The sequence below is a fragment of the Ruegeria sp. SATB045 genome, from assembly GCF_059613525.1.
This window is the reverse complement of sequence record NZ_JBXWSR010000037.1, coordinates 251,531-277,288: the sequence shown is the minus strand read 5'-3', so window position 1 is coordinate 277,288 and position 25,758 is coordinate 251,531. Positions and strand designations below refer to the sequence as shown.

The window sequence follows — 25,758 nt, the reverse complement described above, 5'->3', positions numbered from 1 at the left end:
TTCGCGCCTATTGCGATTGCAGCTTGCGCGCCTCGGTCCCGGCCAGTTCGATCAGTTCCTGCACATAGGGTTTTTCAAGGTCCTCGGACCGCACCGCCGCATACAGACTGCGGGTGATCCCGTCCTTGGTCAGTGGCCGGGTCACATAGTCCGAGTTATACTTGACCTCGCGCACCACCCAGTCGGGCAGGACCGAAATCCCCCGGTTCGAAGCGACCAGCAACAGGATAACTGCTGTCAGCTCCACCTGCCGGATGGCCGCCGGTTCCACTCGCGCCGGGATCAGCAACTGGCTGAACACGTCCAAACGCGTGCGTTCGACCGGATAGGTGATCAGAGTCTGACCGCGGAAATCCTCGGCCTCAATGAAATCCTTTTGTGCCAATGGGTGGGCCGAGGCCGCAACGAACACCGCGTCATAGTCGAAAAGCTTGATGAACTCGACCCCCGGTAAGTCTTCTGGGTCAGATGACACCACCAGATCAACCTCTTCCTTCTGCAGCGCGGGCAAGGCGTCAAACGCCAGACCGGGGCGGATATCGACATCCACATCGCCCCAGGATTTCCGGAACGCCTCCAGCACCGGAAACAGCCATTCGAAACAGGCATGGCACTCGATCGCGATATGCATCCGGCCCGTGCGCCCGTCACGCAGGGAAGAAAATTCGTGCTGCGTCGCTTCGACCTGCGGTAGTATCTGTTCGGCCAGCCGCAACAGGCGCAACCCCGCCGCCGACAGCTTCATCGGTTTGGAGCGACGCAGGAACAGCTCAACCCCGGCCTGATCCTCAAGCCCTTTGATCTGATGACTCAACGCCGATTGGGTGATGTTCAGCTGATCCGCCGCGCGGGCCAGGCCGCCGCATTCATGGATCGCCTTGATCGTGCGCAGGTGCCGGAATTCGATATGCATTCAATGGAACTCATGTTGTTCTTGAGGAATATGAGTTTGTCTCACAATGCAGGTCATGGCACAAGGCCTGCAACCAGTATTTACGAGGCCGAGATGACACAACCTGAGATTTCATTCGAATTCTTCCCGCCCCAAACGCTCGAGGCCTCGTTCCGCCTGTGGGACACCGTGCAGACGCTGGCTCCGCTGGACCCGCGCTTTGTGTCAGTCACCTATGGTGCTGGTGGCACCACGCGGGAATTGACCCGCGATGCGGTGGCGACTTTGCACAAGTCTTCGGGTCTTCCCGTGGCCGCGCATTTGACGTGCGTCGATGCGACCCGCGCTGAGACCCTGCAAATAGCAGATTCCTTCGCCAAGGCAGGTGTGAAAGACATCGTGGCACTGCGTGGCGACCCCCCCAAAGGACAGGACCGGTTCGTCCCTCATCCAGACGGGTTCGCCAATTCGGTCGAACTGATCGAAGCGCTTTCAGACACCGGCGCGTTCAACATCCGCGTGGGCGCCTATCCAGACATCCACCCCGAAGCGCAATGCGCTCGCACTGATATCGACTGGTTGAAAGCCAAGCTGGACGCTGGCGCAGACGAAGCGCTGACGCAGTTCTTCTTTGAGGCCGAGACTTTTTTCCGCTTCCGCGACGCCTGCGAAAAGGCCGGGATCGACAAGCCCATCGTGCCGGGCATCCTGCCAATCGAGAACTGGAAAGGCGCGCGCAACTTTGCCAAACGTTGTGGTACACGCATTCCCGGCTGGATCGAGCAGGCATTTGACAAGGCCCTCCGGGATGACCGCGAGGATTTGCTGGCTACTGCATTGTGCACCGAGCTGTGCTCGGACCTTATAGAAGGCGGTGTGGACAAACTGCATTTCTATACACTGAACCGGCCAGAACTGACGCGCGATGTCTGCTTTGCTCTTGGGATCACACCAAAGCCCTCGTTGCAGAACGTGGCCTAACGAAAGGCCGGACGATACCTGGCCAATCAGACGCAATAGTGGGAACAATCAAAATAGTTATCTCGAAATTGTTCCCACATACCCCCTAAAAACTCACCAAATTTGACAAAATTGCGACCGTCACAACACTAGGGCATGTTGTTGTTTAGTGAGTGATTTGGGTATGGAAGCAGTTGAAAAGATCAAGGCGCGGACAGATGCTTTGTATGCGCTTGGGCTGGACCACAGTGCCAGTTCCGACGACATCCGCAACGCTTGGCGCAAGATTGCCTTCAGCGCACATCCTGACCGCGCTGACAATGATTGCTCGGATTTTGTCCGCGCCAAAGACGCTTATGATCTTCTGCGGCAAGAGGGGCTGACCACCAAGAGCTCGATGCATGGCAAGCCCAAAAGGCCCAAGCTGCGCAAACGCGTGATCCGGTTGAAAGACACCGAAGTCAGCGCCTGTCGTGATCTGCTTGCTCGGGCGTTGGCCCATTCTGGCAAAACTGCGCCAACTGACGGTGCCGACCAAATCGTTGCTGACTCGGACCACATCCCCAGCGCTATCGAGTGTTTTGGTCGTAATCTGATATACTTCGTGAAGTCTCCGGTCTGCAAAGGTGCGAACCGCGTTGCTTTGCCCACATCTGTTCTGGCTGGGTTTCGCAAAACGGAAACCGAAGTTTTGAATTTCCAATCCAAGAACGCAGGTGCCGGCGAAGTCGTTGTCCCTGACGCGATCATGGCCCGAAAGTTTCCTGGCGCCAAAAGTGTTCGCATACGGTTCGATGCGGATCAGGCCCTGCAGGATGCCTTTGAACTGGCAAGCTGAGGCCTGAAATGCAAAAAACCCGGCTGATACCAGCCGGGTTTTCGTTTGTCGGATTCCATTTAGTTGGAAATCGGAGCGTCCGAGGTAAATTTCGGGATAACTGCGGTCGAAGCTTTCGCAGGCTCGATACCCGGCCAGTTACCTTCCGCCAGATTGATGTTACCCGGGATATCTTCCTCGAAGAATCCAACAACCACGTCCGTGATGTTCAGGTACAGCTTGTCATCAACGATGCGCCACAGGTTCGGGTTGGCCGGAACCTTGCCGCCACGTGACACGCCATAGGCGCAATGGCCATCATACTGCGGCGCGTAGTACGCGGGGTTCTCCAAAAACTTGTCGCGGTTTTCTTCGGTCGAGAATGCCCAGGTTGCGCCATTGTATTCAGCGGTGTTGTCGGAACGCCCACGAACGCCCGCCGGCTGCGCCTTACCAACCGGTGACTGATCCAGGCTGCGATAGGCCACAACATCATAGCCTGAAACAGCATAACCGGTTCCATCAACATACTGATCACCAGCGAATGCCGGAACAGCGAATGCCAGCGTTGCTGCAAGGGTCAGGGCAAAACGTTTCATATAGGTCAATCCTCTTGTCCTTAGGTTTCAAGGTCACCCGCATTCCGGGTCTGACCAGACAATAAGCGATTTCAGGGCTCAGAGCAGTCCTGCTCGCGGCGCTGTGACGTCCGATGAAGAAACGTGAGAGTATTGGCGCCGAATGTTACAAAATGAACCACAGATGCGGGGTTGGACTCGGCGCTTTGCAATATTAGCTGTTGCTGCGGACAGACAATGCACACCAGATTTGCTGAGGAAGGCAAGAAATGAGCGAGCAATCGACCTATACCCCGCCAAAGGTTTGGACTTGGGACAGTCAGAATGGCGGACAATTCGCCAATATCAACCGCCCCATTTCCGGCGCGACGCACGACAAAGACCTGCCTGTAGGACGCCATCCGTTCCAGTTGTATTCGCTGGCAACGCCAAACGGTGTCAAAGTCACGGTGATGCTGGAAGAACTGTTGGCCCTTGGCCATGAAGAGGCCGAATATAACGCCTGGCTGATCAATATCGGCGAGGGCGATCAATTCAGTTCGGGCTTTGTCGGGGCAAACCCGAACTCAAAGATACCCGCGCTTTGGGACCGGTCGGGGGATGAACCTGTGCGCGTGTTCGAAAGCGCCTCGATCCTGTTTCATTTGGCCGAGAAATTCGACGCCTTTCTGCCGAAATCCGGTCCCGAACGGACTGAGGTGATGAACTGGGTATTCTGGCAGATGGGCAGCGCACCTTATCTGGGCGGCGGGTTCGGCCATTTCTATGCGTATGCGCCCGAGAAATGGGAATACCCGATCAACCGGTTTGCAATGGAAACCAAGCGCCAGTTAGACGTTCTGGACAAGCAACTGGCGGAAAATGCCTATATTGCAGGCAACGATTACAGCATTGCCGACATGGCCATCTGGCCCTGGTACGGTCAGTTGGTTCTGGGACGTCTGTATGACGCCGCCGAGTTTCTGGACGTCGAATCCTATAAGAACGTTATGCGTTGGGCCAAAGCAGTCGACGAACGCCCCGCAGTACTGCGCGGTCGCATGGTCAACCGTCCCTTCGGTGAAAAGCACATGCAGCTTCACGAACGCCACGAGGCCAGCGACTTTGAAACCCGCACTCAGGACAAGCTGGAACCTGCAGCGGAGTAACGCATGGGCCTCGCAGCTTAATCTGCGGGGCCTTATTATTGCAGAATTGGTGGTTTATCCGGGTCGCTGCCCGGTGCTATCTGCGCATATTCGGACGTCTCGGGCTGGGGCAAATCGAACCTTAGCCCAACGCGCGCCAACGCTGCGGCAGCTGAGTCGTGCGCTGAAAAAAAACCGACATCCATGGCCCCAGCTTCGATACCCGAAAAGATCAACGCTTCGGACGCAGCTTTGGCCAGCGCAGCCTCAGCCCCGCTCACCGCTCCGACAAAGCCCAGCAGATGACCTGTGCCACCCTCAGACGTCTTTGTGCCGACCAGATATGCCGCCTGCGCCAGACCTACGGCCGTTGCCAGTTTGGCGTCCAGGGCCGTTAACAGATCTTCGGGCAACCCAACGGGGGGTAGGAACTCGGACAGGTGTTGCTGCACTTCCTCTGGCGCGTGCTGCAAAGTCGTAGCCAACCATCCAAGGGCCTCGGACGGGATCAGCATGGACGATGGCGCGACCTCAAGGTTCAGACCCAGACCAATCCCCTGACCGGCCAGCATGTTGGACAAAATCCGCCCCGACAAAGCAACATAAGGCACCGGGCGTTCCGCAAATCGGGCAAGCCGATCTTCCCGATCGAAGGCCAGAACAAACCGGCCGTCAGCCACATCGAACAATTCGGGCGAGATGTTTTCGTCTTTCGCCTCTTCGGTCAGCAAAAGAAACAACTCGCTATCCGCTAGCCGTTCAAAAAAGCGCAGTCGGGCAGCATCGTCCAGTGGGGCAGCCTCCATCGCGGAATGGGCGGCATCCAGAGCTGTTGTGTCAGTCATTCAGAACCTCTTGCACCCGCGCACGCAAGACCGGCAGAAGGTCGGCCTCGAACCAGGGGTTTTTCTTCATCCATGCCGTATTCCGCCAAGACGGATGAGGCAAGGCAAAGACGCGCGGCGCATGGTCCCGCCAGTTGCGCACCGTTTCCGTCACCGAGCTTTTTGTGCCCAGGTGATATTTTTGCGCATGGCCCCCGACCAGAACCGTTAACGGCATTTCGCCCAGCGCTTGCATCACCCGGTCGTGCCAGGTTTGCCCGCAGATCGGCGGTGGAGGCAGATCGGCTTTGCGCACATCATATCCGGGAAAGCAGAATGCCATTGGCACAATCGACACCTTTGAGCGGTCATAGAATGTCGGTTCATCAAGCCCCAACCAATCCCGCAGGCGATCCCCGGAGGGGTCGGTAAAAGGGCGACCGGATTCGTGAACGCGTGCGCCGGGTGCCTGCCCTGCAATCAGAACCGAAGTTCCTTTGCGGAACCAGACCACCGGTCGAGGTTCGTGCGCAGTGTGCGTGTCGGCAAACCTATCGGCGCAGATCCTGCAGGCTGCGATGTCTTTCTCGAGTGTATTCATCAGATCGCAAGGTTTCCTGCATCAAAATGAGTGACGGTTAGATCAAAGGATAGACAACGCGCCTTTGGACGCCAACAGATGGAAAAGTCACAATAGCAACAGCATGCAAGCGAACGCATTGATCCCCCCCCTCATTTTTCGACATAATGCAGCACGCGTGAACGCGGCATCACCGGCTTGGTCGGTGCAATAAAAAGACATATGTAGCAGGCCCAGTATGCTTGAGTTTGAGAACGTCAGTAAGTCTTTCTGGACCGGGACGCGCCGCAAGGTGATCCTGGACCGGGTGTCGTTCAGGGTTGAGCTTGGAAAATCTCTGGGCGTGCTTGCCCCGAACGGCACTGGCAAAACAACACTGATCAACATGATGGCCGGGTTAGAGAAACCGGATGAAGGCGTGATCCGCAAGTCCTGCCGGATTTCGTTTCCGATGGGGTTCACTGGTGGCGTTGCGAACAAGCTTTCGGCACTGGAAAACGCGCGATATATCGCGAAAATCTATGGCATGGATCCCGATTACGTCGAAGCCTATTGTAAATGGCTGTGCAATCTGGGCGAGTATTTTGACCAGCCAATGGCCACGTATTCATCGGGCATGAAGGCCCGTTTCACCTTTGCCTTGATGCTGGCACTTGATTTCGACATGTATCTGATTGACGAAGGCATGCCCGCCACCACGGATGTCGAATTCAACAGGAAAGCCGGTGACATTCTGAGGGAAAGGTTGCGCACGACCACGTTGGTCATCGTATCCCACAGCCCTGCAGTGCTGGAAAAATTCGCCCGTCAGGCTGCCGTTCTCGTGGACGGTCAGCTTTACATGTTTGACACCTTGGAAGAGGCTAAGCAGCTATATGACTACCAAACCCAAGGCTAGCATCTACAACCTGCGCCGCAAGCGCAAAGGCTCTGGCGACCCTGAAGCGCGCGCTGAGGCGATCTCGCGTATTCGCAAGGCAACGCAGGCTCCGGCCGCCGCAAACGAGTCGCAGACTGCTACTGAAATCGACGAGATCAAACGCGAAGGGCTGACCGGACGGCAGCTTAGGGTAGCACGACGTCTTGCTCAGAAAAACGGGCTTGCCGCGACCTCGGATTATGATGCCGTACGTCTTTTGCGGAAAAAAGGTATCGACCCGTTTGAGCGGGCTAACCTTTTAGATCTAGCCGCTGAGAAGAAACGCACTGAGGGTGAGACCAAGGACAAAATCACCATCCAACTGCCCCAAACGTTTTCTGAAGCCGCTCAAACCCTGCCTGGCCCCGAAATGAACCCGGCAGAGCGTCGCGAGATTGAGATCAAGGAGATCCAAAGGGACATTGCTCGCAGACGCAGGCGCAAGCTGATGGCATTGTTCGCGCGCCTCGCTGCATTTGTTCTGCTTCCGACGCTAATCGTGGGCACCTATTTCTATCGCTACGCGACCCCAATGTATGCCAGCGATTCGGCTTTCTCGATTCTTCAGGCCGATGGCGGGGGCGCATCGTTCCGTGGGTTTTTGGCCGGTACGCAATATGCCACAGCGCAGGACTCGGTGGCGACGCAGGAGTTCCTGGAATCCAAAGATGCCCTTCTTCGGTTGGATCGGGACATGGGCTTCGCCGAAATCTTCAAACAGGAGTGGATTGATCCAATTCAGCGCCTGTCGCCTGATGCCAGTCTGGAAGAAACCTACAAGCTGTTCAAACGGATGATAACGATCGGATATGACCCAAGCGACGGGATCATACGGATGGAGGTTGCCGCCCCATCGGCCGAGCTTTCCGTCGGTCTGTCCGAGCGCTTGTTGTCCTATGCTGAAGAAACGATCAACGGACTGACCGAGTTGAAACGCGAAGACCAGATGCGCGAGGCCCGCGCCGGATTCGAGTTGGCCCAGGCCGAGCGCCGAAAAGCGCAGGAAGACTTGATCGAGTTGCAGTTGCAAGGTGCTTTGCTGGACCCTGAAAACGTGATCGCTGGTCTGCGCGGGCGCATCAACGCGCTGGAAACCGAGATTCAAGACAAAGAACTGCAATTGGCTGCTTTGCTGGACAACCTGCGGCCCAACCAAGCCAAGGTCGATGGCGCGCGTGCAGATATCCGTCGTCTTGAACAAGTCCTGGATGAGCTTAATGCACAGATGCTGGATGTCTCGGCAGGCGAAAATTCGCTTGCCCAGCTTAGCGTGCGCCTTCAAATGGCTCAGGCCGATTTGATTGCCCGGGATATGATGCTGCAAAACGCTATGCAGCAAATGGAAACCACCCGGACCGAGGCTAACCGTAAGGTTAGATATCTGACAGTCTCGGTTAATCCTGTGCCCAGTCAGGACCCCACTTACCCGCGCAAATTCGAAAATACGATTTTGGCATTCCTGTTGTTTGCTGGTATCTACCTGTTGATCTCGCTTACCGCGTCGGTCCTTCGTGAACAGGTATCCTCGTAAGACACATGAAACATGTAAAAATCTCCGATCTCACGGTCGGCAATGATCTGCCTCTGACAATCATTGCCGGCCCCTGCCAGCTTGAAAGCGCCGATCATGCCCAAATGATCGCCGGTAAAATGAAAGAGGCGTGCGATACCGCGGGCGCGCAATATGTGTTCAAGGGCTCGTTCGACAAGGCCAACCGCACCTCGATAAATGCCGCCCCTGCTTTGGGGTTGGAAAAGGGGTTGTCCGTTCTGCAATCGGTCAAGGACAGCATCGGGGTGCCAGTTACCACCGATGTACATGAGAAAGAACAATGCGCCCCAGTGGCCGAGGTGTGCGATATCCTTCAGATCCCTGCGTTTCTGTGTCGCCAGACTGCCTTGCTTAAGGCGGCAGGCGCAACAGGCGCGGTGGTGAACGTCAAGAAAGGACAGTTCCTGGCCCCTTGGGACATGCAAAATGTTGCTGCCAAGATCGAAAGCACCGACAACCACAACATCATGTTGACCGAGCGTGGCGTCAGCTTTGGCTACAACCGTCTGGTGGTCGATATGCAATCGCTACCGGAAATGGCGCGAACCGGGTATCCGGTGATCATGGACGCCACGCACACTGTGGCTCAACCCGGCGGTTTGGGCGGCGCATCAGGTGGCCAGCGCGAATTTGCGCCTGTTATGGCACGTTCGGCCGTTGCTGTTGGCGTTGCCGGCGTCTTTATGGAAACGCATCAGGATCCGGACAATGCGCCATGTGATGGCCCGAATATGATTTACCTGGATCAGATGCCTCAACTGATTGATACATTGATGCGATTTGATACGCTTGCCAAAGCCAATCCGATTCAGATTTAACAACCGAGATTCTTGATGACCAAACCACTCCCCGAGGTGACCCCGAACACCTGGACATTTCTGCGCGACGCAATGATCAAGTCAACGGGTTTTCGTGAATACGACGCGCGTTGGAAATACCCCGAAGAGATCAACTTGCCGGGCATGACAGCGCTGGGTCTGGGTCTTGGAACACAGATGCGTCGCCGCGGAATCGCGCCGGTGATCGCGGTTGGCAACGACTATCGAGACTACTCTCTTGCGATTAAGAACGCGCTGATCCTGGGGCTGATGCAGGCGGGGGTACAGGTCAAGGATATCGGCCCGGCACTTAGCCCGATGGCTTACTTCGCGCAGTTCCATCTGGATGTGCCTGCGGTTGCGATGGTCACGGCCAGCCACAACCCGAACGGCTGGACAGGGGTTAAAATGGGGTTTGAGCGTCCGTTGACCCATGGTCCCGATGAAATGTCCGAGCTGCGCGACATCGTTCTGAACGGCGAAGGTCAGCCGCACGAAGGCGGTTCGTATGAATTTGTCGACGGGGTGAAAGAGGCGTATATCGACGATCTGGTCGGCGATTTCAAAATGTCCCGCCCGCTTAAAGTCGTCTGCGCGACAGGCAATGGAACTGCGTCGGCCTTCGCACCCGAGGTCTTTGAACGGATGGGGGTCGAGATTGTACCCAGTCATAACCGGCTAGATTATACCTTTCCCAACTACAACCCCAACCCCGAAGCCTTGGAGATGTTGCACGACATGGCCGACAGCGTGAAATCCAGCGGTGCCGACATGGCGCTTGGGTTTGACGGTGATGGCGATCGTTGCGGCGTGGTAGATGACGAGGGCGAGGAGATATTTGCCGACAAGGTCGGAGTGATCATGGCTCGCGATCTGGCCAAGCTGTACCCGAATTCCACCTTTGTGGCCGATGTGAAATCCACCGGCCTGTTTGCCAGTGACCCCGAGTTGCAGGCCCACGGCGTCAAAGCGGATTACTGGAAGACGGGCCACAGCCACATGAAGCGGCGGGTTAAGGAAATCAATGCGCTAGCTGGTTTCGAAAAGTCGGGCCACTACTTCTTGGCTGAACCCATCGGGCGTGGTTATGATTGCGGGATGCGCGTGGCGGTTGAGATCTGCAAGCTTATGGATCGAAACCCCGACAAAAGCATGTCTGATCTACGCAAGGCCCTCCCCAAGACTTGGTCGACCCCGACCATGTCACCCTACGCGGCGGATACCGAAAAATACGACATCCTAAAGCGTCTGGTCGACAAGCTGGTCGCCAAATCCGAAGCTGGCGAGACTTTCGCAGGGCGCAACATAAAAGAGGTGGTCACTGTCAACGGAGCCCGTGTCATTCTAGACAATGGCAGCTGGGGATTGGTTCGCGCATCGTCCAACACGCCCAATCTGGTTGTCGTATGCGAAAGCAGCGAAAGCGAAGAAGAGATGCGTGCGATTTTCGCTGATATCGACGCCGTTATTCGAACGGAACCTGGCGTCGGCGACTACGACCAAACCATCTGAACCGGCAAGGGGGGCACTTTACGCCCCCTGCCCTCTCAATCTGCGCCCAAGAGTTTCAATAACCCTTTTGCAGCCTCTTCCTGCAGCTTGTTTTTTACCGCATCTTCGATGCTTTCCGTGTCGGTCACCGTAACTCCAAGCTCATCGCCAACCTTTTCCAGAACTTTTTGCTTGGCATCATCCTCCAACTCTTTGACTTTGCCCTCTGCTGCCGCTTCAAGTACTTTGCTTAGGTCAGGTTGGATCGATGGATTGCTCCAGGGGCCGACAATTCGAACGGGTACCGAAAGCCCCTGACCTGCGTTAGCCTGCAATGCTGTAGGGGTGAAAAGATAATCAATGTCACGCGCGCCAATGCCCACACGCCCCTCACCATCCGCACGGAAATTTTTGAGTGACATCAACAAGTCGTCGTTCCTAAGCACGCCTTGATCCAAGGTGAAACTTGCTGAAAGGCTGTTGAAGACGGTTGTCCCACCCGTTTCCGAGCTGCGCCCCATCAGACGGTCCAGATCAAATCCGCTGATGACCCCGGCGCCAACATCCAGCCGCCCATCGCCGCTGAGCGACCGCATGATCTGATCTTCGGTTTGGCCGACACCGAGGAACTTGAACGAACCTGTCCCGGTCCCCGACAGGCGATCGACACCTGCAAGCGCAGTCAAAGCCTGTTCGATGTCGATGCCCTCGGCCTTGAGGTCACCGCCGACCGACAATCCGCTTCGGTTATTGGCTACGACCTGCCCGGTCAACTGACCTGAAAACAAGCTGGCCGGATTCATCTGCAGAACTGCGCGCGACCGATCAAGGTTCAGCGTCAGATCACTGGGGCCCAGGGTCAGTCCCGGAACCGCAATCGAGCTGGCCTTCAGCCGAATTTTCCCGTTCGCCAGTGCCAAAGCCGATGCGTCGATGGGATCGGTGGACCACCCAGTGTCATTAACCGGACCTGTGCTTGTTCCGCCTGACGGGCCTGCCGGGGCCGTGTTGTATTTCGACAGGTCCAAGTCACCAGCGTCCAGCCGCGCCGTGATTTGTGGAGGATCCGAGATCAGAATATCCGCCTCGCCGGTCACTCGGTTTTCGTCCAGTTGAGCAACCATATCGCGAACAGAAATGCGACCATCCTGCGTGTAAGTCATATGCCCCGATATGTCTGCTGCCGTCCCCAACCCCAGTGGTACGCCAACACCAGCTTGACCAAAAGCTGCCAGCATCCGCTCGGTGTTTTGCGTTCTGACGTGGAAATTGCCGTCCATCTCACCAGCGAGGTTAACGCGGCCATCAAATCGCACGTCTCCGCCGGGTGCGGTCAACGTCACGGTCAAAGGCGTCGCAACACCCGAAGCATAGGCGGGAAGGTCAGGAATCGTCAGATCGACGTCCACAGCGCCACCCGGCACCGTCATTTGGGCTTCGAGGGTCATAGGCGCACTCGGGTCCGGCCAACTTGCGGCCAGATCGACATTGTCGAAATCATACCGAGTGGAACCATTCTCGACATAGACAAGCCGCGCGTTCGTTAACTGCAGACGGTCCAATGTCACCGCGCCTTGCTGCCCTTGCGCTGGGGTCGCTGCTGCGCTGGTGGTGCCCTCAGTCGGGGTTGCCGAAGTGAACTCCCAGTTCCCGCGCCCATCCGACAATTCCAGCCGCAGTGTCGGGTTTTCGGCAATGATCCGTTTGATCCGCAAATCGCCCCCCGTCAGCGCCGCCGCGTCAACGCCCACGGCCAGGCTTTGGGCGCTCAGCATCGGATCGGAGCCTGCCCAAGGCGCGTTGCCAAAGGCAACGGGGCCGGTTTCCATTCCCAAGACAGGCCAGAACGATAAACGGACATCGCCCGACAGGTTCAGATCGCGCCCGGTTTCCGCTTTGACCTGCTCAGCCAGTATGGATGCCAACTTGTCACCTGGCATCAGTAGCAAAGCGCCGATTACCAGCCCAAGCACCGCTATAAAAAGGAAAACAATGCGCAACAGCCATTTCATTTTTCTGCTCTCCGCCCTTCGGCTTGTTTGGAAATGATCATTCTTGGCCTTCAGTGCATTTGCAAGGGGAAGCGTTCCCCACTATATGCCGCGCCATGAGTACAAACCCGCCGAACCTCCGCCCCGACCTGGCGCCTGCCGCCCGGATCACCGAAGCGCCCCGCGCGAACCAGCCGACCATTGGTATGGTGTCGCTGGGTTGCCCCAAGGCTTTGGTGGACAGTGAACGCATCCTGACCCGTCTGCGGGCGGAAGGGTACGGTATTTCTCCGGACTATTCAGGGGCGGATGCCGTGATCGTGAACACCTGCGGGTTCCTTGACAGCGCCAAAGCAGAATCACTGGACGCAATCGGAGAAGCTCTGGTCGAAAACGGCAAGGTTATCGTCACGGGCTGTCTGGGGGCCGAGCCGGATTACATCCGCGAGCATCATCCGCGCATCATGGCCGTCACCGGGCCACATCAGTATGAACAGGTGCTGGACGCCGTGCATCAGGCGGTTCCACCAGATCCCGATCCGTTCGTAGACCTGCTGCCCGCCGCCAGCGTGCAATTGACCCCGCGCCATTACAGCTATCTGAAAATATCCGAGGGCTGTAACCACAAGTGCAAGTTCTGCATTATCCCCGACATGCGCGGTAAGCTGGCCAGCCGCCCGGCCCACGCGGTGCTGCGCGAGGCTGAAAAACTGGTCGACAATGGCGTGCGCGAGCTGCTGGTGATCTCTCAGGACACGTCGGCCTATGGGTTGGACCGCAAATATGACGTGAACCCGTGGAAAGATCGCGAGGTCCGCAGCCACATCACCGATCTGGCGCGCGAGCTGGGGCAATTCGATGCCTGGGTACGCCTGCACTACGTCTATCCCTATCCGCATGTGCGCGAGTTGATCCCGCTGATGGCCGATGCAGGCTGCAACGTGCTGCCTTATCTGGATATTCCATTCCAACACGCCCATCCAGACGTTCTGAAACGTATGGCACGCCCGGCGGCGGCGGCCAAAACGCTAGACGAAATCGCCGCGTGGCGCGCGACCTGCCCCGATATCACCCTGCGCTCGACCTTTATCGTCGGCTATCCCGGTGAGACCGAGGCCGAGTTCCAGACTTTGCTGGATTGGATGGACGAGGCGCAGCTGGGTCGTGTTGGCTGCTTTCAGTACGAAAACGTGGACGGGGCGCGCTCGAACGATCTGCCTGATCATGTCCCGGCCGAGGTCAAACAGGACCGCTGGGAACGCTTCATGGAAAAGGCGCAGGCGATATCCGAGGCAAAGCTGGCCGCAAAGGTTGGACAAACGCTGGACGTGATCGTGGATGAGGTCGATGACGAGGCCGCCACCTGCCGCACCAAGGCCGACGCGCCCGAGATCGATGGCAATTTGTTCATTGACGAAGAGTTCGCGGATCTCAAACCCGGCGATATTGTCTCGGTCGAAGTGGATGAAGCGGGGGAATACGATCTCTGGGGCAAACTGGCCTGATCGGTCATTGATTATAGTCGAAGCGTGAGCCGAGTTTATTGGAGATCAACCACTCGGCGCCCCACATAGACATGAGACCTCAACACGCAAGAAGGAGGGTTATCATGACTAAACTGCGTCCCTTCGCGGCGAAATTAGCAGTGGCGGTGCTTGCCGCTCAACTGATTGCGGCCCCTGCCGCCGCTGACCACCGACATGGCAGTTCGGCCAAAGTTACGCTTTCCGGGGTGAAATCCTTCGGCATTTCGCATCGCGGAAAAGCGCGGGTACATCGGCATTTTATCGCGCCGAAAGTGCATAAACCTGCTGCAAAAGCAAAATTACATCACGCGAAACCGGTAAAATAGCACCACCGATCGTCGTTCAAGCGGCACAAAAAGAAATACTATAAATACTATACGCCGCGACGCCATGGGTTTCGGCATCATAAATTCCATCGTGGGTTTGCAAGATATCGAATCAAATAGCCCACGTCAGATCAGTGTGATCAGGCCAATAACCCATACAACCCCGGCGGCAACGGCTGTCAGCGCAACCGCCGCGCTGGCGGCGTCCTTGGCTTGACCAGCCAATATGCTGTGGTCGGTGGATGTGTGATCCACAGCCCGTTCGATCGCCGTGTTGAACAGCTCGGCGACCATAACCAATATGCCCAGCACGATGATTAGCGCGCGCAGACTGCCTGTAAGAGGCAAAGCAACCGCAAGCCCAGCGGAAATGAGATTAGCCCAGCCCCAAACACGAAACGAATACTCGTCGCGCCACGTGGCGGCCAGTCCTTGCCAACTCCAGACTGTGCGGTGTTTTAATCGGATCAGAAAGTTTTTCATGCGCCCTCTGCATAACAGTAGAGCGGACAAAACCTCAATCCGGGGGCTGCAGGCAAGAAAAAACCGCCCAAAGGGCGGCACGTTTCTGGAAACGGGCGACCCTGCGAAGGTCGCCCGCGATATGGTTATTGTGCGACCGGGTCACAAACTGTCTGACCTGCTTCGGTCGTTGCCAGCTGAGTACCCGCAGGGCAGCTTGGGTTTCCAACCTTGTCGTATTCAGGAGTGATATAAACCGGTGCCGGTTCTTCCTGTTGCGAACACGCGCCCAAGATCAATGCAAACGCGCCAACTGTAGCGAATTTCAATTTCATGTCCGTCATTCCTTTATTAATTTCCTGATATTCCCCAGAAATTCGGGGCCAGTCTCAAAATACGACTTCGCTGGCGAATTTGCAACAAATCCGATCACAAAAATGTGAGGCCAGCAATTCTACGCCGTTGTGGCGGAATATCCGACCGTTGCTGGAGTTTCAGAGGATTTGAACTAAAACCATCGGACAACACACGCCAAGAAAAGGAGCAGCCAAATGTCAGATGCGCCAATTATCGCTCAGAAAGCCCCATACCCGGTCGAGGTGACCGAGGGCAAAAACTACTTCTGGTGTGCGTGCGGACAGTCTAAGCGCCAGCCGTTTTGCGATGGGTCTCACAAGGGAAGCGGTATTGAGCCGGTAAAATACACCGCGGAAAGCACCAAGAAGGTGTTTTTTTGCGGGTGCAAACACAGCGCTAATCCGCCGCTTTGCGACGGATCCCATTCAAAGCTCTAAGCCTTCAAGGCGTTCAAAGTCTCGGCATTGGCGCAAAAGCCGGGGGCCTTGTCGGCCCCTGCTTGCTGGTCCGCAAGCCATCTGGCGCATTGACCGCTGCATTTCGAGGCCCTGCATCGCGTCACCATAGTCGCGTAGTCATCTGTACTGAGCCTGCCCTCTGCCATTGCCTCCGACAGCGATAGGTCGATACATCTGGCCATAGACCGCGTAAGCCAGAAATGCATCTCCACTTCGCCTAGAACGTCCCGCATTAATGGGTCTCCTGCATTTGTTGCACCTTTAGTTCTGCAAACCGCTCTCGGTTTGGGCAGGTCTGCGGCGCGCATACCGCATTTTGAGCATCAGACAGCCAGTCTGGGCATCGTTCGGCCCAATTGCATCCCTGACAGGATCTCACCATTCTTGCCCAATCCTGCTGACTAAGACGCCCTTGTCGGTGAGCCGAAGTCACATCTGTGCCTGTCGCCTTTCCCATACGCAGCACCAGCCGCAGATGAGTCATAACGTTCCCTAATTTTTGCATGACATAGCCGCCGACGAGACCAGTTGAGAAAACAGATCCTTATTGCGGCAATATTCTGGTGCCGACGGCGATGTCGCGTCTTGCTCCATTAGGGTTTTGCAATGTCCGGGATTTCCGCATTCCGTGCAACGCAGCACCGCCTCTGATATCTGATCGATCGAGACATCCCCCCGGATCGCCGCATCTTCAAGGTCGATACCGACCCGCGTTGCCATTCGATCAACGAGACTTGCGTGCTGCTTCAACGTTTCTCGGCTGGGCATTCGGCATCCTTTCCCTGACACGTTTTGATCAGAGTATCCGAAAGCTGCTGCGACGCCCTTGACTCAGGTCAACACTCTGCAACGATCTGGTCCAGATAGGCTCGTGTTGCATCCTGAACGCGGCGGAACCGGTCTCCGCCCAGTTTTTTACCACCATACCAACGCGTTACGATGATAACGTGCCCGTCCAAAGCCGCACGTTCCATCATCCGCAGAATAACCATGGCAGCCCCGGCTTCACCGTCGTCCGCCTTTAACGCACCCGTCGGCAGTGTCGCAGCCCAAGTGTTGTGCGTTGCCTTGGCATAACTCTTATCCGATTTCAGCGTCTTCAGAACGACTTCCACATCGGCCCGCGATGCGACCGGAGCACCCGACACGGCGTATTTTGATCCCCGGTCAGTCAGAACCACCCCCAAGCATTTCAACCCGGTCATTGCGTCAACCCAAGCTGGCGCGCTGTATCCACCACAACCTGAACCCGTTTTGCATTGGGCGGATGAGTGCTTAGAAAACTGTCTTCGGGGTCTAGAATGCGATCGAAGTACTTGGCCCCAACAAGTGGGTTATAACCTGCCTTGTAAGTGATAACGGTACCAAGCGCGTCGGCCTCGAGCTCGAAGTCCTTGATATAGACTTGCGCCCCGACCTGAGCACCTAGCTTCTGCGCCTCTTCCACATCTGCACCTTGCGCCCCGCCAAGCCGGGCCAGTTCACCAAAAATGGCAGCACTTTCGCGTGCATTCACCGATTGCCGGGGAATGTGCCGCAGGATGTGATGGGCGGCCTCATGCCCCATAACAAAGGCCAATTCATCCGCATTCTCAGCCGACTGAATCATGGCCCTTGTAAAGATGATTACCGGCTGATCCTTATCGTCCAGCGTTTGAAAGGCATTTGCGGGGGCTTTTGGGTTCAGGTCAACAACAATGGTAAAGTCGCAATTCCTGACACCTTCCCGTTTCAGGCATTCACTGCGAGCCTGTCGGCCCACCCTCCGGCTGATCTCCTGAAAAGCGGTTGCCTGAACCGCAAAACCAGCAGAATCCTGTTGCCAGTCTTCAGCGGGTTGAACACGCAGCGTATCGGCTGTGCAAGCTGCCAACACCACAGGTAAAATCAAAGCAATCAGACGGCGCATTCATCATCCCTTTAAACAGTCCTGCCGCTTTTTTCGACCATAGCGCGCCCAGAATAAGACCGCCACTGGTTGAATGCGTTTGAACGGGTTGCAATGGCGTTAAACGCCCGGCAATCTGATCACATGTTTTCGATTGAGCATGAATTCGACTCGACAGTGATTACTCTGGTGGACGAGGGCCGAAAGCCTTTGCAGGAGGACGTAATCATCAACAATTTTGCCGAATGCGTCACGCTGGAACAATTGGATCCACGGACCGACACAGTGCAAAAAATTACACTATCGCCCGAACAGGTTCGGGATCTGGCTGCTGCCCTTGACCTGCCCGAGGGGGTTTACCAGATTCACGAGACACCGGATCAAGGGTCATAGACAAACAGCTTGTCCCGTGATGTCTGCCCCCGCCTTAGTTTCAGTGAAGTCGCCGGAACGCCTAACGCAATCGCAAGAACCTGGCGCACTGCGTCGTTGGCCTTACCTTCGGCGTGCGGGGCGGTGACGTAGGCGCGAATTAAACCGCCATCAAGCGTGATCCGGTCCAAGGCAGCTTTGGGTGTTACCTTCACGTTGATCTCAGCCCCTGGAAGAGCAATGCCGGTTAAATCCGGCACGTTTCGCAGTTTTGGCTTTGCCATGCGGACCTCCTGTCCCCAAACACACTTGCACCCTATGGCGTGGGATGGAAATGATCCTCGCAGTCCAGCCGTTTGCTCTTGAAACCTGCCAGATGGTCAACCAGATACAATCTGCCTATGTGAAGGAAGTTAACATATGTCCTTGAAGAACCCGGCCGCCCTTGAGTTTCTGCAAACGCGCCGGTCCCGGCCCGCAAAGACGCTGGTCGCCCCTGCCCCGACCCGAGAAGAGCTGTTGCCTTTGCTGACAGCCGCCGCTCGCAGCCCCGATCACGGCAAGCTGGAACCGTGGCGGTTTATTGTGATCGAGAAAGGCGCGATGCCCAGGCTTTCTGCCCTGACACAGACCTGCGGCGAGCGTTTGGGCAAAACTCCGGAAGATATCAATAAGACCCGCAGCCAATTCGACATGGGTCAGTTGGCTGTCGCTGTGGTTGAGGTCCAAAAACCGTCTGACAAGGTGCCTTCAATCGAGCAAACGTATTCGGCAGGCACGGTTTGCCTTGGCTTGCTAAACGCGGCTTTGGCGGCCGGTTGGGGGGCAAACTGGCTGTCTGGCTGGCAATCGCATGACCCCGAGTTCTGCCGCGAAGCTTTGGGTCTAAAGGACAATGAACGGATCGCAGGCTTTATCCACATCGCCACAGAATCTGTCACACCGCCTGAACGCCCCCGACCCGATGTGACCGCACTGATCGAATGGGTGTCCGAATGATGATCCTCAACGCGTTCTTCGCGGCGCTTGGTCAGATCGGCGACCCGAAGTTCCGCTCGGTCCTTTTACGCGGTGTCGGGTTAACGATCATTCTTCTGATTGCGGGCTGCGCAGCGGCGATTTGGTTGATTAACTGGTTGGCAAGCAGTGAAATCTCATTGCCTTGGATCGGTACAGTCTCATGGCTGAACGACGTGCTGAACTATTCGGGCATCTTTGTCGTTCTGGTGCTACCGGTATTCTTGATGATGCCCGTCGCCTCGGCCATCATTTCGATGTTTCTCGAAGAGGTCGCGCAGGCGGTCGAAGACAAGCATTATCCCACGCTGCCCGCCGTACCCGGCATCCCGTTTAGCGACGGTGTCCGAGATGCGCTCAGCTTTATGGGCGTGCTGATTGTGGCCAACCTTCTGGCGTTGATCCTTTATGTGATCTTCTCGCCTTTGGCTCCGTTTATCTTTTGGGCCATGAATGGCTTCTTGCTGGGACGGGAATATTTCACTCTGGCCGCGATGCGCCGGATCGGGCGCGACGAAGCGCGGAAGCTGCGCGCAAAACACACTTCAACCATTTGGCTTGCCGGCACACTGATGGCCATCCCGCTGTCAGTGCCGCTAGTGAACCTTGTGATCCCGATCATCGGTGCGGCTACATTCACCCACATCTATCACAAGCTGTCAGGGCCGACGCCCTGACAGTTATCCCCTGGGCTCCAACTGGTTCAGCCAGTCGAAATCGCGGACCGAGATCACGCCGGAAACGATGATCCCGGCAATAATCGCCCACAGCACCACGGAAATTCCGGTGGTGATCCACATCTTCTTTTTCATGTGGTGGACTTCCGGCGCACCCGCATGGGTACCCGGCACGATCTCGTTCAGATCCCCCTGCGTCTTGATACGGATCGGCAGCACGATCAGCAACGTCATGAACCAGATGACGGCAAACAGGACGAGTGCAGCAGTAATGGTCATGACATCCTCGCTTCGGTTAAACCTGTTCTAGCTCGACCAGACAGCCGTTAAAGTCCTTGGGGTGCAGAAACAGCACCGGCTTGCCATGCGCCCCGATCTTGGGCTCACCAGATCCCAGCACGCGGGCGCCAGTTTCCTTCAGATGATCACGGGCCGCGATGATATCCTCGACCTCATAGCAGACATGGTGGATGCCGCCAGCGGGGTTCTTTTCCAGAAATCCGTTGATCGGGCTGTCATCGCCCAGCGGATACAGCAGTTCGATCTTGGTGTTTGGCAGTTCGATGAACACAACGGTCACCCCGTGATCGGGCTCGTCCTGCGGTGCACCGACTTTGGCGCCCAGCGCGTTGCGGTACTGCGCCGATGCGGCCTCTAGGTCAGGCACGGCGATGGCGACGTGGTTCAGACGACCAATCATGGAACTCTCCTCTGTTCTCTGCGTTGCAGCGGTTATGGGGCGTGTCCGGGCAAAGAACAAGTGCGCCAAATTGCCGTTAACGTCGTGTTAGCCAGAAGTTCCTAGCCTGAAGGCATCTGCTGAATAGGAGTTCTGCCATGGACGATTCGAACCCCTTCACCTCGCCCGCGCAGCCAACGGCGACGCGGCCGCTGCTGGGTCAAACGATTTTGGTTGTCGAAGACAGCCGCTATGCCTGCGATGCGATACGCCTGATGTGTTTGCACTCTGGCGCACGTATTCGACGCGCAGATTGCTTGAAATCGGCCCGCAGACACCTGCAGATTTATCGCCCCTCGGTAATTCTGGTCGATATGGGCCTGCCTGACGGGTCAGGCGCTGATTTGATCGCCGAACTAACTGAGGCTGTGCCGCGGATCGGTGCCATTCTGGGTATGTCCGGGGATGACTACGCACAGAAGGATGCGCAAACCGCAGGGGCCGATGGGTTTTTGGCCAAACCCCTAAAATCCCTTTCCTATTTTCAGAAGTCGATTTTAGAGCGTCTGCCCGCGGACCGCCGCCCTCACAGTCTGCACGCTGTCCGGGACGAAGTTATTCACCCGGACCCAATGGCCTATCAGGACGATATGGCCCATATCGCTGATGTTCTTGCCGGGCCGAACGATCACCGAAGTTTGGACTATGCGGCGCAGTTCTTGCGTGGCGTTGCACGCGATGCCGAAGACGCGATTCTGGCTGAAGCTGCCAGCAAACTTGCTGAGTCACGCGCGAGTGGCACTCCGGTAACGGCACTTGCGGCTCAGGTGGCCGGCATTGTTCAGGCACGACTTGAACAGCGCGAGGCTATCTGAGATGGCAACCGCCTATTTTGTAACCGCAGGTTTGGTCTGCCTGTGGGCTTATTGCCAGGCAAGACTTGCAGCACGCAATATTAGTGCAGCCCGCGACGAAGTCAGCGATCCGCTGGAAAAGACCGGACGGATATAGCTTGGCGTACAGAAAAAACCCGCCGCAAAGGATGCGACGGGTTTTTGTTATTCCTGCGGGATGATCCTCAGTCCCAGTTCCATCAACTGATCCGAGCTTGGATCGGACGGAGCGTCCATCATCAAATCTTCGGCGCGCTGGTTCATCGGGAACATCATGACTTCGCGGATGTTGGCTTCATCCGCCAGCAACATCACGATCCGGTCGATACCTGCAGCACAACCACCGTGGGGCGGTGCGCCATAGTGGAACGCGTTGAACAGCGCACCAAAGCGGGATTTCACCTCATCCGCGCCATAGCCTGCCAGCTCAAAAGCTTTCAACATGATCTCGGGCTTGTGGTTCCTGATCGCACCTGAGACCAGCTCATACCCGTTGCAGGCCAGATCGTACTGATAGCCGCGCACGTCCAGAGGGTTGCCGTTCAGCGCCTCCATCCCGCCCTGCGGCATCGAGAACGGGTTATGTTCAAAGTCGATCGCGCCGGTTTCTTCGTCCTGCTCATAGATCGGGAAATCGACGATCCAGGCAAAGGCAAAGCGGTCTTTCTCGGTCAGGCCAAGCTCTTCGCCAATAACATCACGCGCCTTACCGGCGACCTTTTCAAAGGCTTTCGGCTTGCCGCCCAAGAAGAACGCGGCATCGCCGACGCCAAGACCCAGCTGCTGACGGATCGCCTCGGTACGCTCAGGACCGATGTTCTTGGCCAGCGGACCTGCGGCCTCCATCCCTTCGCCCTGATCACGCCAGAAGATGTAACCCATCCCCGGCAGGCCCTCTTTTTGCGCAAACGCATTCATACGGTCACAGAATTTGCGGCTGCCGCCGGTCGGCGCTGGGATAGCGCGGATTTCGGTGCCGTCCTGCTCCAACAGCTTTGCGAAAATCGCGAAGCCAGACCCGCGGAAGTGGTCGGAAACCACTTGCATTTTAATAGGGTTCCGCAGGTCGGGCTTGTCGCTGCCGTACCACAGCGCCGCGTCCTTGTAGGATATCTGTGGCCATTCCTGATCCACTTTGCGGCCACCGCCGAATTCTTCGAACACACCGGTCAGAACGGGCTGGATCGTGTCAAACACGTCCTGCTGCTCAACAAAGGACATCTCAAGGTCAAGCTGATAGAAATCGGTGGGCGAGCGGTCGGCGCGCGGGTCTTCATCGCGGAAGCACGGCGCGATCTGGAAATACTTGTCGAAGCCCGACACCATGATCAGCTGTTTGAACTGCTGCGGGGCCTGCGGCAGCGCATAGAACTTACCCGGATGCAGGCGCGAGGGCACTAGAAAGTCGCGCGCGCCTTCGGGAGAGGACGCCGTGATGATCGGCGTCTGATATTCGCGGAAGCCCTGATCCCACATGCGGCGACGCATCGAGGACACAACGTCCGAGCGCAGGGTCATGTTTTGCTGCATCGCCTCCCGACGCAGGTCCAGATAGCGATAGCGCAGGCGGGTTTCCTCAGGGTATTCCTGATCACCGAACACCATCAACGGCAGTTCGTCGGCTGCGCCCAGCACCTCTAGCTCGCGCACGTAGACTTCAACCTCACCGGTGGGCAGTTTCGGGTTCACCAGTTCCGGGTCGCGCGCTTTGACGGTACCGTCGATGCGGATACACCATTCGGAGCGTACTTTTTCCAGCTCGGCAAAGGCGGCGCTGTCGCCGTCGCACAGAACTTGGGTCACACCAAAGTGATCGCGCAGGTCGATGAACAGCACGCCACCGTGGTCGCGAACCCGATGCACCCAGCCGGACAGGCGGACGGTTTCACCGACATTGGCGGCGGTCAGAGCGGCGCAGGTGTGGCTGCGATAGGCGTGCATGGATCATATCCCTTCGGGCGCAGAATTCGTCGCGCCGATACACCCCGTCGGGCCGCGAAAGTCAAGGCAGGTATCCCGCTCAAAACGGCCTTTGCACGTTGCCCGAGTAGAAATAGATGCCCAGACCGACCGCAAAGATGATGTTCCCGGCAATTGCGTGCAGCAGCACTGCGTAGAAAAACGAACCGCGCCTGCGATAGGCCCAGGTGAACAGCAGCCCGCCCGCAAAGGTCATGATGGCGACGATCCAGCTCCAGTACATCAGGTGAGCCAGCGAAAACAGCGCGGCGTTCAGTAGATAGGCCGCGCGCTCGCCCGGCAGAATTGCATGATAGCGGCGGAAGAACAGCGACCGGAAGAGTAGCTCTTGCGGTAGGGCCGAGACAATCGGATAGAACATGCAGATCACCAACAGCATCTGCGGCCGTTCGCGCAGCAGGAAAAAGGCCGCCTCGGGCCGGGCGATCATGACCACGGCCACACAGATCCCGGTCATCAAGATTGCGAAAATGGCGACTTCGGTCCAGGACCAGTTGTACGGGTTGTATCGAAGCTCTGCCCACGCAAATCCCGGTGTGTAATGCAGCAGGACGATGCCGATGGCCGTAAAGGTAAATAGCGACGGAAACATCCAGTTCGGCGGGAAAAACACCGCGATCAACACCGGTACTGCAACAAAAAACAGACAGAACTCGAGCCGCAACCGCAATAGCGGTGCCGCACTTTCGGCCCAATCGGTTTGTTTGCTCACTGTATTGCCAACTCCGCCCGGATCAGACCACGTAGAGAATTTCCGACATAGAGTTTTTCCGCGTTTTGCAGTTCGGTCAAGGTCACCGGGGCTGCGGTAACCTGTTTATTATCCAGCAATTCTTCGCGCAGAATGCCAGGCAGGACGCCGCTGAACAACGCAGGTGTCAATCGCCGGCCATCCGCCATGTGTACAAACAAGTTGGTGATCGTGCCCTCACAAAGTTCATCGCGCTCGTTCAGGAACAGCAACTCATCTATCCCCGGTGGCAGCGATGCGCGGGCGTCATCGTACAAAGCGCGCTGCGTTGTCTTGTGCTGCAACCATACATCCGAGGCCTGCAGACGCTGGTCCGCTATTGCCACCCGCCAGAGCGGCGGGTTCTCGGCCAGTGCGCCGGTCGTCACCTCTACAGCGCCCGCTGCGTCCAGCGTCAGGCGACAACGCAGAGGGGATGGACCCGCGACACCTTCCAAAGCGGCAATAGCTCGGTCCCGATCAAACGGCACTCCTAGCGCCGCAGCGGAGCGACCCATGCGGGCCAAATGGCGATCACGGCGCACAAACCCCTGCCCCGGCCGGAAGGCCAGCGTTTCGATCAGGCGGAAGTCAGGATCATCTGGCGGGCGAAGCGGGCTTTCCATAGCGCCTCCTCATATTCGGATGGGGCGGTGCTGTCCCAGACCACGCCGCCGCCCACATTCAGTGTGGCCTTGCCGCCCTCGACCATCAGCGTGCGGATGGCAACGTTAAATTCCGACCGCCCATCCGGCGCGGCCCAGCCGATGGCACCGCAATAGATGTCGCGCGGCCAGGGTTCGAGGTCGGACAGAATCTCCATCGCGCGGATTTTGGGCGCGCCGGTGATCGAGCCGCAGGGGAAAAGCGCCATCAGAATGTCCGAAAGCTCGGCCCCCAGATGCAGCTGCGCCTGCACCAGCGAGATCATCTGATGCACGGTCGCATAAGTTTCGACCTTGAACAGTTCGGGCACGTTGACCGAACCGGGCAGCGCCACACGGCTGATATCGTTGCGCAGCAGGTCGACGATCATCAGGTTCTCCGCCCGGTTCTTTGCATCGGTCGACAGGAAATCGCGGCGGCGGGCGTCTTCGGCCAAGTCTTCGCTGCGCGGTTGGGTGCCTTTCATCGGGCGCGTTTCGATCAAACGGTCGGCATCGGTACGGAAAAACAGCTCGGGCGAGCGGCTGAGCAAGTCAGGCAACCCGTCCTGCTGTACAAGCGCGCCGTGGCCCACGGGCTGACCCGCCGCCAGCGCTGCATAAAGCGCAGCGCTGGCGCCTTCGAGCATCAGGTCAATCGGAAGGGTCAGGTTTGCCTGATAGATATCGCCCGCGCCGATGGCCTCGTGCACTCGGTTGAAGGCGCGAGTATAACGCGCTTCGTCCCAGCGAGGCGCGAAACCGGTCACTCCGCCCGCAGGCGCAGGCAAGTCGCTTTGGGCTGGCGCGTCAAAGACGCCAAAGCATAGCAATGGCAGGCGACGGCCCTCGGGCATCCGCGCGGACAACCTCGGCTCCAGCGCATAACCAAGCTCATAGCTGGCATAACCGGCCAACCACGCACCATCCGCGCGCGCGGAATCCAGCGCCTCCAACGCGTGGGGCACGTCCTCCGCGCGGTCGGCGCGGATCACCTGCGTGGGCCGGTCAAAAGTGGTCCCTTGCCCGGCCGGGCCCTGATCGAAACGAATACGCACCTGCATCCTCATTTGCCGTGCTGCGCGGTATAGAGAATACGGTGCCGAGGGAAAGAGGGGAAAGCGGCAATTTCACCCCTGTTTCCGATACCCCTTGAACCTTTTCGCGCTGTCCCTATAACGCAGGACAATTTGGGCGCTT

At 57.2% G+C, this 25,758-nt stretch carries 33 protein-coding genes; 14 read left to right on the top strand and 19 right to left on the bottom strand.

Annotated features, from left to right (window positions below):
- Positions 1 to 7 precede the first annotated feature (7 nt).
- Positions 8 to 913 carry a LysR family transcriptional regulator gene (locus tag AC2FNR_RS21025; RefSeq protein ID WP_170352400.1) on the bottom strand — a complete coding sequence of 302 codons (906 nt, stop codon included), beginning with the start codon at positions 911 to 913 and terminating at the stop codon, positions 8 to 10.
- Between the two features lie 93 nt (positions 914 to 1,006).
- Between AC2FNR_RS21025 and metF the strand changes: the two genes are divergently transcribed.
- Both metF and AC2FNR_RS21015 read left to right on the top strand, forming a co-directional pair.
- Complete coding sequence (metF, locus tag AC2FNR_RS21020) at positions 1,007 to 1,873, top strand: methylenetetrahydrofolate reductase [NAD(P)H] (RefSeq protein ID WP_170753528.1); 867 nt, start codon at positions 1,007 to 1,009, stop codon at positions 1,871 to 1,873.
- A gap of 163 nt (positions 1,874 to 2,036) precedes the next feature.
- Positions 2,037 to 2,690 carry a J domain-containing protein gene (locus tag AC2FNR_RS21015; protein WP_496851240.1) on the top strand — a complete coding sequence of 218 codons (654 nt, stop codon included), beginning with the start codon at positions 2,037 to 2,039 and terminating at the stop codon, positions 2,688 to 2,690.
- A 59-nt stretch (positions 2,691 to 2,749) separates the two neighbouring features.
- Here AC2FNR_RS21015 and AC2FNR_RS21010 read toward each other — a convergent pair whose 3' ends face one another.
- A complete protein-coding gene (locus AC2FNR_RS21010; RefSeq protein ID WP_496851238.1) occupies positions 2,750 to 3,268 on the bottom strand; it encodes a YHS domain-containing (seleno)protein in 519 nt (172 codons plus the stop codon).
- 248 nt (positions 3,269 to 3,516) lie between these two features.
- Here AC2FNR_RS21010 and yghU point away from each other — a divergent pair, with 248 nt between their 5' ends.
- Positions 3,517 to 4,395, top strand: coding sequence for a glutathione-dependent disulfide-bond oxidoreductase (gene yghU, locus AC2FNR_RS21005; RefSeq protein ID WP_480867797.1), 879 nt, complete (start codon positions 3,517 to 3,519; stop codon positions 4,393 to 4,395).
- Between the two features lie 35 nt (positions 4,396 to 4,430).
- Here yghU and AC2FNR_RS21000 read toward each other — a convergent pair whose 3' ends face one another.
- Entirely contained in the window at positions 4,431 to 5,219 is a 789-nt protein-coding gene (locus AC2FNR_RS21000; protein ID WP_496851236.1) for an SseB family protein, read from the bottom strand.
- On the bottom strand, positions 5,212 to 5,799 hold the full coding sequence (locus AC2FNR_RS20995) for a uracil-DNA glycosylase family protein (protein ID WP_353393629.1): 588 nt from the start codon (positions 5,797 to 5,799) through the stop codon (positions 5,212 to 5,214). Before AC2FNR_RS20995 ends, AC2FNR_RS21000 begins: the two co-directional genes overlap by 8 nt.
- A gap of 217 nt (positions 5,800 to 6,016) precedes the next feature.
- Here AC2FNR_RS20995 and AC2FNR_RS20990 point away from each other — a divergent pair, with 217 nt between their 5' ends.
- From AC2FNR_RS20990 to AC2FNR_RS20975, 4 genes are read left to right on the top strand one after another with little or no spacing between them, the layout of a single operon-like run.
- Positions 6,017 to 6,676 carry an ABC transporter ATP-binding protein gene (locus AC2FNR_RS20990; protein ID WP_170352393.1) on the top strand — a complete coding sequence of 220 codons (660 nt, stop codon included), beginning with the start codon at positions 6,017 to 6,019 and terminating at the stop codon, positions 6,674 to 6,676.
- Entirely contained in the window at positions 6,654 to 8,228 is a 1,575-nt protein-coding gene (locus AC2FNR_RS20985; protein ID WP_496851234.1) for a KpsE/RkpR family capsule polysaccharide export protein, read from the top strand. Before AC2FNR_RS20990 ends, AC2FNR_RS20985 begins: the two co-directional genes overlap by 23 nt.
- Before the next feature lie 5 nt (positions 8,229 to 8,233).
- A complete protein-coding gene (gene kdsA / locus AC2FNR_RS20980; RefSeq protein ID WP_496851232.1) occupies positions 8,234 to 9,067 on the top strand; it encodes a 3-deoxy-8-phosphooctulonate synthase in 834 nt (277 codons plus the stop codon).
- A gap of 15 nt (positions 9,068 to 9,082) precedes the next feature.
- Entirely contained in the window at positions 9,083 to 10,579 is a 1,497-nt protein-coding gene (locus AC2FNR_RS20975) for a phosphomannomutase/phosphoglucomutase (protein ID WP_496851230.1), read from the top strand.
- Positions 10,580 to 10,614: 35 nt separating this feature from the next.
- Here the strand turns inward: AC2FNR_RS20975 and AC2FNR_RS20970 are convergent, their stop codons facing one another.
- Complete coding sequence (locus AC2FNR_RS20970) at positions 10,615 to 12,570, bottom strand: AsmA family protein (protein WP_496851229.1); 1,956 nt, start codon at positions 12,568 to 12,570, stop codon at positions 10,615 to 10,617.
- Positions 12,571 to 12,665: 95 nt separating this feature from the next.
- On the opposite strand from AC2FNR_RS20970, the gene rimO reads away from it, so the two are divergent.
- Together rimO and AC2FNR_RS20960 are read left to right on the top strand one after the other, a co-directional pair.
- The gene (rimO, locus tag AC2FNR_RS20965; protein ID WP_496851227.1) at positions 12,666 to 14,054 is read left to right on the top strand and encodes a 30S ribosomal protein S12 methylthiotransferase RimO; all 1,389 of its coding nucleotides are present in this window, start codon (positions 12,666 to 12,668) and stop codon (positions 14,052 to 14,054) included.
- 104 nt (positions 14,055 to 14,158) lie between these two features.
- Positions 14,159 to 14,401, top strand: coding sequence for a hypothetical protein (locus AC2FNR_RS20960; RefSeq protein ID WP_496851225.1), 243 nt, complete (start codon positions 14,159 to 14,161; stop codon positions 14,399 to 14,401).
- Between the two features lie 126 nt (positions 14,402 to 14,527).
- Here AC2FNR_RS20960 and AC2FNR_RS20955 read toward each other — a convergent pair whose 3' ends face one another.
- Positions 14,528 to 14,884, bottom strand: a complete 357-nt coding sequence (locus AC2FNR_RS20955; RefSeq protein ID WP_170352386.1) for a diacylglycerol kinase — start codon at positions 14,882 to 14,884, stop codon at positions 14,528 to 14,530.
- 125 nt (positions 14,885 to 15,009) lie between these two features.
- A complete protein-coding gene (locus AC2FNR_RS20950; RefSeq protein WP_170352385.1) occupies positions 15,010 to 15,198 on the bottom strand; it encodes a hypothetical protein in 189 nt (62 codons plus the stop codon).
- Positions 15,199 to 15,414: 216 nt separating this feature from the next.
- On the opposite strand from AC2FNR_RS20950, the gene AC2FNR_RS20945 reads away from it, so the two are divergent.
- Positions 15,415 to 15,657 (top strand): CDGSH iron-sulfur domain-containing protein, encoded by a 243-nt coding sequence (locus AC2FNR_RS20945; RefSeq protein ID WP_170753318.1) that lies wholly within the window; start codon positions 15,415 to 15,417, stop codon positions 15,655 to 15,657.
- Here AC2FNR_RS20945 and AC2FNR_RS20940 read toward each other — a convergent pair.
- From AC2FNR_RS20940 to AC2FNR_RS20920, 5 genes are all read right to left on the bottom strand, one after another.
- Positions 15,654 to 15,911, bottom strand: a complete 258-nt coding sequence (locus AC2FNR_RS20940) for a DUF6455 family protein (protein WP_170753320.1) — start codon at positions 15,909 to 15,911, stop codon at positions 15,654 to 15,656. The genes AC2FNR_RS20945 and AC2FNR_RS20940 overlap by 4 nt on opposite strands.
- On the bottom strand, positions 15,911 to 16,135 hold the full coding sequence (locus AC2FNR_RS20935) for a DUF6455 family protein (RefSeq protein WP_496851482.1): 225 nt from the start codon (positions 16,133 to 16,135) through the stop codon (positions 15,911 to 15,913). The genes AC2FNR_RS20940 and AC2FNR_RS20935 overlap by 1 nt, the downstream gene beginning before the upstream one ends.
- Before the next feature lie 35 nt (positions 16,136 to 16,170).
- Positions 16,171 to 16,446, bottom strand: coding sequence for a DUF6455 family protein (locus tag AC2FNR_RS20930; protein ID WP_234899418.1), 276 nt, complete (start codon positions 16,444 to 16,446; stop codon positions 16,171 to 16,173).
- A gap of 68 nt (positions 16,447 to 16,514) precedes the next feature.
- The gene (locus AC2FNR_RS20925; protein ID WP_480867819.1) at positions 16,515 to 16,883 is read right to left on the bottom strand and encodes a YigZ family protein; all 369 of its coding nucleotides are present in this window, start codon (positions 16,881 to 16,883) and stop codon (positions 16,515 to 16,517) included.
- Positions 16,880 to 17,587, bottom strand: coding sequence for a M48 family metallopeptidase (locus AC2FNR_RS20920; protein ID WP_480867820.1), 708 nt, complete (start codon positions 17,585 to 17,587; stop codon positions 16,880 to 16,882). Before AC2FNR_RS20920 ends, AC2FNR_RS20925 begins: the two co-directional genes overlap by 4 nt.
- Before the next feature lie 123 nt (positions 17,588 to 17,710).
- Here AC2FNR_RS20920 and AC2FNR_RS20915 point away from each other — a divergent pair, with 123 nt between their 5' ends.
- Positions 17,711 to 17,959 carry a DUF8831 family protein gene (locus tag AC2FNR_RS20915; protein WP_480867977.1) on the top strand — a complete coding sequence of 83 codons (249 nt, stop codon included), beginning with the start codon at positions 17,711 to 17,713 and terminating at the stop codon, positions 17,957 to 17,959.
- Here the strand turns inward: AC2FNR_RS20915 and AC2FNR_RS20910 are convergent.
- A complete protein-coding gene (locus AC2FNR_RS20910) occupies positions 17,947 to 18,222 on the bottom strand; it encodes a DUF167 domain-containing protein (protein ID WP_496851221.1) in 276 nt (91 codons plus the stop codon). The two genes, AC2FNR_RS20915 and AC2FNR_RS20910, sit on opposite strands and share 13 nt — an antisense overlap.
- Before the next feature lie 136 nt (positions 18,223 to 18,358).
- Here AC2FNR_RS20910 and AC2FNR_RS20905 point away from each other — a divergent pair, with 136 nt between their 5' ends.
- On the top strand, positions 18,359 to 18,937 hold the full coding sequence (locus tag AC2FNR_RS20905; RefSeq protein WP_170753328.1) for a nitroreductase family protein: 579 nt from the start codon (positions 18,359 to 18,361) through the stop codon (positions 18,935 to 18,937).
- Complete coding sequence (locus AC2FNR_RS20900) at positions 18,937 to 19,632, top strand: EI24 domain-containing protein (RefSeq protein WP_496851481.1); 696 nt, start codon at positions 18,937 to 18,939, stop codon at positions 19,630 to 19,632. Before AC2FNR_RS20905 ends, AC2FNR_RS20900 begins: the two co-directional genes overlap by 1 nt.
- A gap of 3 nt (positions 19,633 to 19,635) precedes the next feature.
- Here AC2FNR_RS20900 and AC2FNR_RS20895 read toward each other — a convergent pair whose 3' ends face one another.
- Positions 19,636 to 19,911, bottom strand: coding sequence for a DUF1467 family protein (locus AC2FNR_RS20895; protein WP_170352376.1), 276 nt, complete (start codon positions 19,909 to 19,911; stop codon positions 19,636 to 19,638).
- Positions 19,912 to 19,927: 16 nt separating this feature from the next.
- A complete protein-coding gene (gene mce, locus AC2FNR_RS20890) occupies positions 19,928 to 20,332 on the bottom strand; it encodes a methylmalonyl-CoA epimerase (RefSeq protein ID WP_170352375.1) in 405 nt (134 codons plus the stop codon).
- Between the two features lie 137 nt (positions 20,333 to 20,469).
- Between mce and AC2FNR_RS20885 the strand changes: the two genes are divergently transcribed.
- Positions 20,470 to 21,186: a response regulator gene (locus AC2FNR_RS20885; protein WP_170753332.1), complete on the top strand. Its 717-nt coding sequence runs from the start codon at positions 20,470 to 20,472 to the stop codon at positions 21,184 to 21,186.
- A 183-nt stretch (positions 21,187 to 21,369) separates the two neighbouring features.
- Here the strand turns inward: AC2FNR_RS20885 and aspS are convergent, their stop codons facing one another.
- The 4 genes from aspS to AC2FNR_RS20865 all read right to left on the bottom strand — a co-directional run bounded on the left by aspS (position 21,370) and on the right by AC2FNR_RS20865 (position 25,622).
- Positions 21,370 to 23,145 (bottom strand): aspartate--tRNA ligase, encoded by a 1,776-nt coding sequence (gene aspS, locus AC2FNR_RS20880; protein ID WP_496851218.1) that lies wholly within the window; start codon positions 23,143 to 23,145, stop codon positions 21,370 to 21,372.
- A 79-nt stretch (positions 23,146 to 23,224) separates the two neighbouring features.
- Positions 23,225 to 23,896 (bottom strand): CPBP family intramembrane glutamic endopeptidase, encoded by a 672-nt coding sequence (locus AC2FNR_RS20875; RefSeq protein WP_496851216.1) that lies wholly within the window; start codon positions 23,894 to 23,896, stop codon positions 23,225 to 23,227.
- Positions 23,893 to 24,540, bottom strand: a complete 648-nt coding sequence (locus tag AC2FNR_RS20870; RefSeq protein WP_496851214.1) for an aminotransferase class IV family protein — start codon at positions 24,538 to 24,540, stop codon at positions 23,893 to 23,895. The genes AC2FNR_RS20875 and AC2FNR_RS20870 overlap by 4 nt, the downstream gene beginning before the upstream one ends.
- Positions 24,495 to 25,622, bottom strand: a complete 1,128-nt coding sequence (locus AC2FNR_RS20865) for an aminodeoxychorismate synthase component I (protein WP_480496958.1) — start codon at positions 25,620 to 25,622, stop codon at positions 24,495 to 24,497. Before AC2FNR_RS20865 ends, AC2FNR_RS20870 begins: the two co-directional genes overlap by 46 nt.
- Positions 25,623 to 25,758: the final 136 nt, after the last annotated feature.